Here is a 10,788-nt window from a genome sequence, read left to right on the forward strand (position 1 = left end):
CCCAGGCATACGACGTCGATGCCCGGGCGCGGCTGCGTGCGCTGAGCCTGGATCTGTGTGGGCCTTGATCCCGACTTGGGTTGCCCGGCGCCGTTCAGCGCCGGTCGACGCGTGTTTTTGAACCGAGATAGGCTGCGACCTCGGCGATATCACGATCGCTCAAGCGCACGGCAATCCGGCGCATGACCGCGAAACGATCGGTGCGCCGCTTGCCGGAGCGGTAGGCGCGCAGCTGGGTTGCTAGGTAGCCGGCGTTCAGGCCAGCGAGGCGCGGATAATCGAAGGCGAACGGATGGCCGGTCGGCGGATGACAGGCGACGCAGGCCACGAGACCGGCCCGGCCCTGCCAGTAGAGTCGGGCGCCCGGCTTGCTGTCGTTTGGTGCGAGTCTTACGGGTTTTGGCGCCGGGAGTCCGGCGAAGTAGTCAGCCGCCTGTTTCAGTTCCCCGTCGTTCAGCAGCATGGTGGCCGACAGCATGTAGCGCCCCGGATCGAGCCGGGCGCCGGTTCGGTAGGCGCGCAACTGGGTCAGCAGGTAAAGCGGGTTCTGGGCGGCGATTTGCGGAATGTCGGGCGTATCGACCCGCCCCTCCGCGCCATGACAGTACATGCAGGTTTCCTGCGGCGCGGGGCGTGAGAGGTCCATGGCGTCGCTGCGTGCCGTCGCGGGCCAGGCATGACAGATTGCCATCAGGGCCGCGCCCAACAGCCTGCGCCCGGGAGCGGCGCGCATCGTGTGCTCGGTGAAGGCGGCGGACCGGCTGGATGAAAAGCCAGTCCGCCGTTTGTTTACCAGGATTTGTAGGGCAGGAACTTGCCGTTGAGGGTGATGACCACCCGGTCCCCCTTGGGGTCCTCCAGTTTTTCGACGCTCGTGGTGAAGTCGATGGCGCTCATGATGCCGTCGCCGAATTTCTCGTGGATGATCTCCTTGAAGGTTTCCCCGTACACGCCGGTGATTTCGTAAAAGCGGTAAATGAGGGGATCGGTGGGGACGAGCTGGTCCCAGTCCTTTTTCGGAAAGGCCTGCAGGGCGGCCGATACCTCGGCTGGCAGCTCCAGCGCCGCGCACAGGGCGTCGGCTGCATCCTTTTTCAGACTGTTCATGCCCAGGCAGGCGGAACAGGTGAATTCCGCCGACAGGCCGGCCGTTTGGCCCAGAGCCTCCCAGGTCAGGCCGAGTGCCTGCTTGGCGTTCAGGATGGCGGTTCTCATTTCGCTTTTGGTCATACCGGTAATACCTCGTCAGGGTTGAATGGGTGACAGTGCGTCGTATCCGCTTACCTGAGCTTTGCAATTCTGATGCCAGAGTATGCGCCGTGTTGGCGGTGCCGTCCGACTGATCGATTGCCTGTCCATGTCAGGGCGACTTTGTCGGACATTGTCGGCAATGCGGGCACCTCATGGCCCTGCTTTTGTCACCCCAACGCTCGCTTGTGGCCTGCAGCCCGCCTTTTCGGCCAGTGGCACGATCCCTGCAACCAGGGTTTGCAAGGCCATAGCAGGAGCGTTCCCATGGGCGCAAGAATCTCGATTGACTTCGTATCCCATACCTTCAAGGGGCAGTCGGCGCCGACTCTGAAGGACATCGATCTGAATATCGCCCCCGGCGAACGGGTGGCGCTCATCGGACGCAGCGGCTGCGGCAAGTCGACCCTGCTGCACATGCTGGCGGGGCTGCTGCTGCCGAGCGACGGCTGCATACGCATCAACGGCAGCCAGATCAGTCAGCCCAGCGCCAAGTGGAACATGATGTTCCAGAAGCCTTCGCTTTATCCCTGGATGTCGGTGCGGCAGAACGCCGGACTCGGACTGGTCTTCGCGGGCAGCCGCGATCCGGACAAGGTGGACCGTCTGCTGAACATGGTCGGGCTGGCTGACAAGGCCGATGCCAGGGTCCAGGACCTGTCGGGCGGGCAGCAGCAACGCGTGGCGCTGGCCCGTTCTCTGGCGACCTCGCCTGAGGTCCTGTTGCTGGACGAACCGTTTTCGGCCCTGGACGCATTCACCCGCATGTCGCTGCAGGACGAGGTGGCGCAGATAGCGCGCAGGGAAGGGCTGTCGATGGTGATCGTGACGCACGACATCGACGAGGCGGTGGCCATGGCCGACCGGGTACTGATCATGGCGGCCAACCCGGGCCGTATCGTCGGCGAGATGAACGTCGACATGGATTTCCCGCGCGATCGCACCAAGGCGGATTTCAGCCGTCAGCGTGAGGTCCTGATGAAGCAGTTCGAGCAGCTGGTCGGCAACGAGGTGTCCGCCATCGACCCGAACGCACCGAAGAATCTTGCGGCCTCGCGGGCCGCAGCCTGAACCTTAAATCAACCTGTGGAAATGAGGGTTTGACCCATGAGTAAGCAGAAAGACGACGAACTGGATTACATCTTCAAGCACGAGATGAGTCGACGTGATTTTCTGATGGATCTACTTGCCATGGGAGGGTTGGCTGCGGGCATGATGCTGCCGAGCGGTTTGATGGCGGATCCCGCGCCGCCGGAGGATGAGGTCGTGCGCATCGGCTACATCCCGATCACCGATGCGACCGCCCTGCTGGTGGCGCACGCCAACGGCTACTTCGAGGACGAAGGCCTCAAGGTGGCCAAGCCCACGCTGATCCGCGGCTGGTCGCCGTTGGTGGAGGGCTTCGCCGCGGGCAAGTTCAACCTGGTGCATCTGCTGAATCCCATTCCGGTATGGATGCGCTACAACAACAACTTCCCGGTCAAGGTGATGGGCTGGGCCCACATCAACGGTTCCGGCGTGATCGTCGGTCGTCACGTCAAGACGACGGACGTCGACGGCGCCGCGGCCTTCAAGGTGCTGGCAGGCAAGCAGGTCGCCGTGCCCTACTGGTATTCCATGCACAACATCCTGCTGCAGATGGCGCTGCGCAAGGCCGGACTCAAGGCGGTGATCAAGCCGCAAAGCGCGCCGCTGGCGCCGGATGAAGTCAATCTGATGATCATGCCGCCGCCGGATATGCCGCCGGCGCTGGCGTCCAGAAAGATCGACGCCTACATCGTGGCCGAACCGTTCAACGCGGCCGGCGAGCTGCTGGCCGGCGGGACCATGCTGCGCTTCACCGGCGACATGTGGGAAAACCACCCCTGCTGCGTGGTGTGCATGAACGAGAACACGGTGAAGGCCAAGCCGGCCTGGACCCAGAAGGTGATGAATGCGGTGGTGCGCGCCCAGGTCTATACCCAGGATCACAAGCAGGAGGTCGCGCACATGCTGTCGAAGAACGGCAAGGGCTATCTGCCCATGCCCGCCAAGGTGGTCGAGCGCGCGATGACCTTCTACAACGAAAAGGCCTATGCCGATCCGCCGGCGATCCAGCATGAGGACCAGTGGCATAACGGACGCATCGACTTCCAGCCCTGGCCTTATCCTTCGGCGACCAAGATGATCGTGGAGGAAATGAACAAGACCCTGGTGGCCGGGGACAAGACCTTCCTCAACAAGCTCGATCCCGAGTTCGTGGCCAAGGACCTGGTCAATTACACCCACGTCAAGGCGGCCATCCAGAAATACGGTGACTGGTCCGAATGGGCCAAGCTGCCCGGCGTCGATCCCACCGACCCCTATGTGCGTGCCGAGGTGGTCAAAATATGACGGTGCACGAGATGGGCATGGGCGGTTTCAAGAACGCCGCCTTGAAGCGGTATGTGGACTGGGCCGGGTTGCGGCGCTGGGCGCTGTCGCGCCTGGCCTATCCGAGCGCCGGTATCGCCCTGCTGCTCGGACTGTGGTGGCTGGGCGGCTGGGTCATCCAGCACGATGACAACATCGCCACCTTCTCGGGTTTTGCCCCGGCGCCGACGTTCGAGGCATTGGGTCGGCTGATTGAGTCCGGCAGCCTGTGGAGCATCATCCATCCCAGCCTGTATCGCATCGGTATGGGATTGTTGTGGGCCGTGGCGATCGGCGTGCCGGTCGGCGTCGGGATCGGACTGAAGGCCAGCATGCGTGAGGTCACGCACGTACCTTTTCAGTTCCTGCGCATGATCAGTCCGCTGGCCTGGATGCCGGTGGCGGTGCTGGCCTTCCCGACCTGGGACGGCGCGATCATCTTTTTGATCGCGGTGGCCGCGGTCTGGCCGATCCTGTTTTCCACCGCCCAGGGCGTGCGCCGCATCGACCCCTTGTGGTTCAAGGTTGCACGCAACCTCGGCGCGGATGGCCTGCAGATGTTGTGGCGCATCATCCTGCCCGCCATCGGTCAGGACATCTTCGCCGGTATCCGGTTGGCGGTCGGCGTCGCCTGGATCGTGCTGGTGCCGGCCGAGTACCTGGGCGTTACCAGCGGTCTGGGTTATGCCATCAACGATGCGCGCGACACGCTCGAATACGACACGTTGGCGTCCATTGTGGTGGTCATCGGAGTGATCGGGTTCGTGCTCGATGCGGTTTGCGTCAGTTTGATCCGACGTTTCAGTTGGCATCAGGAAGGTTGATTTCAGGTTGTGCCCATCGCGGCGCCCCCTTGCGGGGGGGCGCTTGCGTCAGCCCGCCGAATCGACGGGCATTCAATATAAAAAAAGTTTTACGGGGATGCGCGGTGGCAGGATGAATGTGGCGACCGCTTTCCCTGCTTGGTGGTGCGGGCGGAGAACGAAATGAGCTGGCGGGATATTCCAAGGGACTGGTGAGGACGGCCGGGACGCCGTATCGACCATTGGCAGCTTTGTGCATTGAAACGGCCGGTGTCTTGCGAAGGTTGTCGAGGCATTGGCATCGCTTCAAGGCATAGGCGTAAATCTCGTTCGATAGGAGACGTCACCATGACGATCAACGCGCTTGTTTCACCCAGCGAATTGCAGCAGATGATTGCATCACAGCCCGTCGTGATCATCGATACACGGTCACCGGATTCCTATGCCGCCGGACACATTCCCGGCGCGGTCAATATCCACGAGATATTCACCTACCTGGCAACATCATCCAAGGAAGGGCTGGAAGAACTGCGTGGCAAGTTTTCCGAGGCGTTCGGTTCCGTCGGTATTTCGGGTGAGGAGCCGGTGGTCCTGTACGAGGAAAGCATGAACAGCGGGTTCGGCCAGTCCTGCCGCGGTTATTTCCTGCTGCAGTTTCTGGGGTACCCGAAGGCGGCGATTCTGCATGGCGGTTATCAGGCCTGGCTGGCGGAAGGAATGGAAACGACGACGGAGGTTCCCGAGCCGGAGAACAAGACCTTCCCCGTGGACGAATCGGCCGCCGGCGTCATGCTGACCAAGGAGGACATGCTGGCCGTGCTGGATGACCCCGAGGCCCTCATCCTGGACGTGCGCGACGTGGACGAATGGGTCGGGACCAGTTCGTCGCCGTACGGCATCGATTTCTGTCCCCGCAAAGGACGCATTCCGGGCGCGGTATGGCTGGAGTGGTATCGCATGATGAAGCCCAACGACGACGGCGTGCCGGTCTTCAAGACCAAAGAGGAGCTGCAGGAAGAATGCAGAACGGTCGGCATCGGACCGGACACCCCCGTGTATCTGTACTGTTTCAAGGGGGCGCGCGCGTCGAATACCTTTGTCGCCCTGAAGCAGGCCGGCGTGAAGGATGTCAAGCTTTATTTCGGCTCGTGGAACGAGTGGTCGCGGGATCCGAACCTGCCGATAGAAAGCGGTCCGGCCGCCTGGCAGGCCGCATGAAAAACGGCATGTCCGGGTGCCGGCCCCGGGCATGATCCGCAGAGCAGTATTGTCGGCATCGGGAAGTGGTTCAGGTAGTGCCTCATGTTATGCGCCCCGTAGTGGGGCGCATAACGCACTAATTTGGTGCCCGTTTCCCCCGTGACTGTCCCTGATTGTCAGGATTTGTCCGTCTTGCCACATTGGCCCTGATTTTGCTCCTGATGTTTTGTCGACATTGTCGGGAGTTGATCCCATGAGTGCTTCACAAATCCCCAGCACGCCGGAATCGGAACTGCTGATCATGCAGGAGGCCGTGCGCCTGATTACGCACGGCAGCGACACGGGCAGCGCGATTCACGGCATTTTGCACCTGTTGTCCCAACTGCTGGGTTTGAACCGTGGCCGGGTGCTGCTGCCGGACGGTGAGGGTCAGGATCTGGTCATCCGCTATGCGTACGGTCTGACCGCGCAGGAGCGTTCGCGCGGGCGTTATGTCATCGGCGAAGGCGTCACCGGGCGCGTGTTTCATACCGGCCAGGTGGCGCTGATCCAGGACATCGACGACGAGCCGACCTACCTGCGGCGTGCGGTGGACCGTGCCACGCTGCCGGATGAGACGGTGGCCTATATCGCCGTGCCCATCATGTGGGAAGACAAGCCGGTCGGGGTGCTGGCGGTGCACCGTCTGCGCAAACGCGAACGGCCCTTTCAGCGCGACATCGCGCTGCTGCAGGTGATCGCGACCTTCATCGGCCAGGTGTTGCGTATCGACGAGATGGTGGCTGAACGCACCGCCGACCTGATATCCAAGAATCAACTGCTGCGCAACAAGCTGGAAAGCCAGGGGGCGCCCTATGGCATCCTCGGGCAGAGCCCCGCATTGCTGGAGGCGGTGCAGCAGGCACTGCAGGTGGCCGCCACCGATACCACGGTGTTGCTGCTGGGCGAATCGGGAACCGGCAAGGAACGCTTTGCGCGCATGCAGCATATGGCGAGTAAACGCGCGGGCGGGCCGTTCGTCAGCATCAACTGCGCGGCCATTCCCGCCAACCTGATCGAGTCGGAGCTGTTCGGCCACGAGAAGGGCGCGTTCACCGGCGCCTCGACGGCCAAGCAGGGGCGCATCGAGCTGGCCTCCGGCGGCACGCTGTTCCTGGACGAGATCGGCGATCTGGATCTGGAACTGCAGGCCAAGCTGCTGCGGGTGCTGGAATACAAGGTCATCCAGCGGGTGGGCAGCACCCGCGACATTCCCGTGGACGTGCGGATCGTCTCCGCCACCCACAAGGATCTGCAGCAGGCCGTGCAGGAAAACCGTTTCCGGCTGGATCTGTTCTACCGGCTCAACGTGTTTCCCATCCGGCTGCCGCCCCTGCGTGCCCGCCAGGGCGACGTCGCCATTCTCGCCCAGCACTTCATCGGCATGGCGAATCAGGAATTCGGCAGTGAGGCGGGATTCGGGCAGGGCGTGCTGGAAATCCTGGAAGGCTACGCCTGGCCCGGGAACATCCGGCAGCTGGAGAACGTGATCAAACGCGCGGTGTTGATGAGCAACGGCCGGTTGATCAGCCGGGAGTTGATCGAAAGCATCCTGGCCCAGGAGCTGTCGTCAGCCGGTATGGTTGCCGAACCGGCCGTGCCGACCGCGGCGCCCGCCGCCAAGCTGGCGTCCGTCGACCAGCTGCGCCCCTATGCGAAGGTGCGTTCCGAGGAGACGGGCGACATTCTGGAGGCCCTGCGCCAGCAGCAGGGCAACAAGACGCGCGCCGCGATCAGCCTGGGCCTGACGCCCCGTCAGTTGCGTTACCGCATGCAGAAACTGGGTATCGAGAGCTGATCCGGTGCGGTACGGACAAAACGGACAAAGCGGTCACTCAAGTCGACATTGTCGACAATCCAGGCCGTGAACGGCGGGGTCGCGCGAGCAAAATAATTAGTAACTGTTTGTTTTATAATTAATTTTTAGTGTTGGCACAGGCGTTGCTCTCTCCAGAGTGAAGATTGATCACTCAACTTGAGGAGAGAACAACATGAGCACACCTGCCGAAACCGTTTCCACCACCGTCAGCTATCTGCGCCCCATCGATGCCGAAGGGCTGGAGGCGCTGGGAGAAAAAGGCAAGGCCAATCCCGATTCTGTCGTTACGCTCAAGGCCAAGACTGTCTGCGAGGGTCAGTTCCGCATGCAGACCTACGTGCGCGACCTGGCGCCGATGCTGATCGACGAACCGCCGCACCTGCTGGGCGAGAACAACGCTCCCAATCCTTCCGAGGCCGTGCTGGCGACCCTGGGTGCCTGCCTCGCGGTCGGCGTTCATGCCAATGCCACCGCGCGCGGCGTGAAGCTCACCAAGCTGGAACTGCAGCTCGAAGGCGACATCAACGTCACCGCCGTCTGGGGTACGGGTGATCTCGACGAAACCAAGCCGCTCGGTTTCACCGACGTGCGCGTCAAGATCGACGCCGAAGGCGACGCCCCCGAGGAGGTCATCGACGACATCATCGCGCATTCCAACGTCTGGTCTCCGGTGGCCAACACCCTGCGCCGCAACGTCAGCCTGGTCGTCGAGCCGGCCTGAGGCGTCAGCATCGGAGGACGTAACCATGAGTGAATCCGCAGCAAGTTTGGTCGACGAAGCGCCACAGGCGAGTGAGGTTCTGAGTGCCATGACGGAGATCGTCGAACGGGACCTGAAACCGCTCACCGTGCAGATCGATCTGGAAGGGCTGTATCCGGAATCCGTCATGCGCAAGCTCGGCGCTGCGGGGGCATTCAGTCAGCACCTGCCCGCCGCCCGCCCGGACGGCGGGCAGGACATGCCTGCCACCATCAAGGCCATGAGTCTGGTGTCGCAGGAGTGTTTGTCCACCGGCTTTGCCATGTGGTGCCAGGACACCTGCGCGTGGTACCTGCAAAACGCCACCAATCCCACGGTGCGCGAGCAATACTGCCTCCGCCGTTTCCGGAGTTGCCCTCCTCGCTGCCTGAAGAGTCCTCACGTTTCCGTTTGACCCCGCGGCCTAACGAAAAATCAGCTTTCAGGGGTTTTCGCCTGCTTTTTCATTTTAATTTGATAAACCATTTATTCTACAATTTTTTATCAAAACCAAGCCCCGGCTTGCCGGTGGGGAACAAAAATCCGTTTCTGATGATCACCGCCCCGTCCGTCGGGTCGCCGGCCAAACCCAAATGGCCGTCCAGGTCCGCGTAGGCAACGTTGGGGCTGGAAAGCGCAAAACTCAGACCGGCGGCGATGGAAAGCGCGGCTTCGTCCATGCACCCCACCATGGTCTCCAGACGGGCGGACCGCGCCACCGCGTTGATCTGCAGGGCCGTCGATATCCCCCCCACTTTCATGAGCTTCACGTTGACCATGTCGGCCAGCCCCTTGCGCGCGATGCGGAAGGCGTCCCTGAGGCTCATGAGCTGCTCGTCCACCATGACCGGGATGTGCACGGCCTTGGTGACGTGCCCCAGAAGATACGGCTGAGCCACCGGCGTGGGCTGCTCCAGAAGCTCCAGCGAGGCGCTCCGCGTTTTTTTGACAAACAGGACCGAGTCGGCCACCGTAAACCCCTGGTTGGCGTCGAACCGCAGTTCGATCTTCGGCCCCACGGCTTCCCGCACTTTGAGGACCCGCTCGATATCCTGCTCCACGTTCACCCGGCCACGGTTTCTTCGAGCGGAAGAATGCCGACGGTCACGCTGGTCCGGATGCGGTCCCGGTAGCCCCCGAGAATTTTCCACAGCGGCAGATTGGCGGTCTTCCCCAGGATGTCGAACAGCGCCATGTCCAGGGCGGCCAAGGCCGACGGGTTGAACGTCAACTGTTTTTTGATGCGCGACAGAAGGTGGGCCGGCCGCAGCGGGTCCCCGTTTTTGCTGAGCGGAATGATGACGTCATTGAGCGTCTTGATAACGTCTGCCACCGACTCCCCGGTTATCTGTTCTTCGGGCGCGGCGCAGCCGTAGCCGGTTATCGAGGTGTCCGTCTCCACCCGCAGGAAAATGTTGGTTGCGGTTTCGACCGTCTGATAGGCGATGGAATACGGCTCTTCCAGCTTCATCGAAACGGGCCATGCTTCCAGGTGAGTGATTTTCATCGGTTCAGTAGCGCCTCTGGTGGATTTCCTCCAAACTCAGACTCATCAGGTCTTCCACGAACTCGGCCAGATTCTTGATCATAACGTCCCACATGAGCCGCCCTTTTTCCGCGCTGGCCTTGGTCGGGTCGCCCATGACGCCGGACGCCGAAATGCGGGAGGTGTGCGCGTACCATCCCACGCTTCGTTTGGACGTGAAATTCAGATACCGGCTGGAAAATCGCGGCACATACTTGCGGGCCTTGTCCATTCGCACTTCTTGAGGCCGCACCGCCAGGGTGGTGCTGGTTTCGATCTCCCCCGCATGCACGTCGTTGGGGGTTTCGGCCATACCGTAGATGTCCGGGTCGCTGGTCTCCCCGGTGTCCACGCAGGTGAATATCTGGGCGTCCCGGTTGATCATCTGGGCCGCGAAGTGGAGGGCCGGGCTGTTGCCCCCGTGCCCGTTTACGATCACCAGCTTCCTGACTCCGTTTCTGGCCGCGCTCATGCCGATTTCGTAGACCAGCCGGGACAGGATGTCCGGGCTGATGCTGATGGTGCCGCTGAAATCGTCGTGATGGTACGACACCCCGTACGGAATGGCGGGAAGAACGATGGGCTTGGGGTCCTTGCACGCGATGGCCACCTGCCGCGCGAGATAGTCCGCGTCAAAGGCGTCCGTGTCCACGGGGAGATGCGGCCCGTGCTGTTCGATGGATCCCACGGGCAGGAGCGCCAGGTCCACTTCCTTGAACCGGGCCTTGGCTTCCGGCCAGGTCAGTTTTCCCAGCAGATAGTGCGATTCCTCTTCCGCGCTCTCCGCGTCGGCGGGAACCAGCGAAGGAATCAGGGCCTGAAGTTTCCCGGCCAGATATGGCTTGTTAAACGCCGGATCGGTCAACGGGTCGAAATCCACCCACTGTTTGCCCCGCCTCTTAACCGCGCCGCTCGCGTGCTGGAGGAAGATGGCCGCCAGAGGCTTCCTCAGCTCCTCCGGGATGCATTCGGGCGGCGAATTGACCCCATTGAACCTCAGCTTCAGGATTTCGGGCCGTTTGTG

12 protein-coding genes are annotated in these 10,788 nt (G+C 62.0%); 7 read left to right on the forward strand and 5 right to left on the reverse strand.

Translation table 11 applies throughout. The annotated features are described in order from the left end of the window. Nucleotides 1-94: 94 nt before the first annotated feature. Together P8Y64_11965 and cynS are read right to left on the reverse strand one after the other, a co-directional pair. Nucleotides 95-733 carry a c-type cytochrome gene (locus P8Y64_11965; GenBank protein ID MEJ2061179.1) on the reverse strand — a complete coding sequence of 213 codons (639 nt, stop codon included), beginning with the start codon at nt 731-733 and terminating at the stop codon, nt 95-97. A gap of 56 nt (nt 734-789) precedes the next feature. After that, nucleotides 790-1,230: a cyanase gene (cynS, locus tag P8Y64_11970; protein MEJ2061180.1), complete on the reverse strand. Its 441-nt coding sequence runs from the start codon at nt 1,228-1,230 to the stop codon at nt 790-792. Nucleotides 1,231-1,515: 285 nt separating this feature from the next. Between cynS and P8Y64_11975 the strand changes: the two genes are divergently transcribed. The 7 genes from P8Y64_11975 (at nt 1,516) to P8Y64_12005 (ending at nt 8,654) form a co-directional block, all read left to right on the forward strand. Beyond that, nucleotides 1,516-2,319: an ABC transporter ATP-binding protein gene (locus tag P8Y64_11975; protein ID MEJ2061181.1), complete on the forward strand. Its 804-nt coding sequence runs from the start codon at nt 1,516-1,518 to the stop codon at nt 2,317-2,319. A 36-nt stretch (nt 2,320-2,355) separates the two neighbouring features. After that, a complete protein-coding gene (locus tag P8Y64_11980) occupies nt 2,356-3,621 on the forward strand; it encodes an ABC transporter substrate-binding protein (GenBank protein ID MEJ2061182.1) in 1,266 nt (421 codons plus the stop codon). Continuing rightward, on the forward strand, nt 3,618-4,463 hold the full coding sequence (locus P8Y64_11985) for an ABC transporter permease (GenBank protein ID MEJ2061183.1): 846 nt from the start codon (nt 3,618-3,620) through the stop codon (nt 4,461-4,463). Before P8Y64_11980 ends, P8Y64_11985 begins: the two co-directional genes overlap by 4 nt. A 327-nt stretch (nt 4,464-4,790) precedes the next feature. After that, nucleotides 4,791-5,660, forward strand: a complete 870-nt coding sequence (locus tag P8Y64_11990) for a sulfurtransferase (GenBank protein ID MEJ2061184.1) — start codon at nt 4,791-4,793, stop codon at nt 5,658-5,660. A gap of 235 nt (nt 5,661-5,895) precedes the next feature. Continuing rightward, the gene (locus P8Y64_11995; protein MEJ2061185.1) at nt 5,896-7,479 is read left to right on the forward strand and encodes a sigma 54-interacting transcriptional regulator; all 1,584 of its coding nucleotides are present in this window, start codon (nt 5,896-5,898) and stop codon (nt 7,477-7,479) included. A 193-nt stretch (nt 7,480-7,672) separates the two neighbouring features. Then, nucleotides 7,673-8,221 carry an OsmC family protein gene (locus tag P8Y64_12000; protein ID MEJ2061186.1) on the forward strand — a complete coding sequence of 183 codons (549 nt, stop codon included), beginning with the start codon at nt 7,673-7,675 and terminating at the stop codon, nt 8,219-8,221. A 25-nt stretch (nt 8,222-8,246) separates the two neighbouring features. Next, on the forward strand, nt 8,247-8,654 hold the full coding sequence (locus P8Y64_12005) for an acyl-CoA dehydrogenase family protein (GenBank protein ID MEJ2061187.1): 408 nt from the start codon (nt 8,247-8,249) through the stop codon (nt 8,652-8,654). 76 nt (nt 8,655-8,730) lie between these two features. Here the strand turns inward: P8Y64_12005 and P8Y64_12010 are convergent, their stop codons facing one another. From P8Y64_12010 to P8Y64_12020, 3 genes are all read right to left on the reverse strand, one after another. After that, nucleotides 8,731-9,306, reverse strand: coding sequence for an enolase C-terminal domain-like protein (locus P8Y64_12010; protein MEJ2061188.1), 576 nt, complete (start codon nt 9,304-9,306; stop codon nt 8,731-8,733). Then, the gene (locus tag P8Y64_12015; protein ID MEJ2061189.1) at nt 9,303-9,710 is read right to left on the reverse strand and encodes a hypothetical protein; all 408 of its coding nucleotides are present in this window, start codon (nt 9,708-9,710) and stop codon (nt 9,303-9,305) included. Before P8Y64_12015 ends, P8Y64_12010 begins: the two co-directional genes overlap by 4 nt. Nucleotides 9,711-9,750: 40 nt before the next feature. After that, on the reverse strand, nt 9,751-10,788 hold a 1,038-nt coding region (locus P8Y64_12020; GenBank protein MEJ2061190.1), incomplete at its 5' end, for a creatininase family protein.

The organism is Gammaproteobacteria bacterium (assembly GCA_037388465.1).
Lineage (GTDB): Bacteria > Pseudomonadota > Gammaproteobacteria > SpSt-1174 > SpSt-1174 > JARRKE01.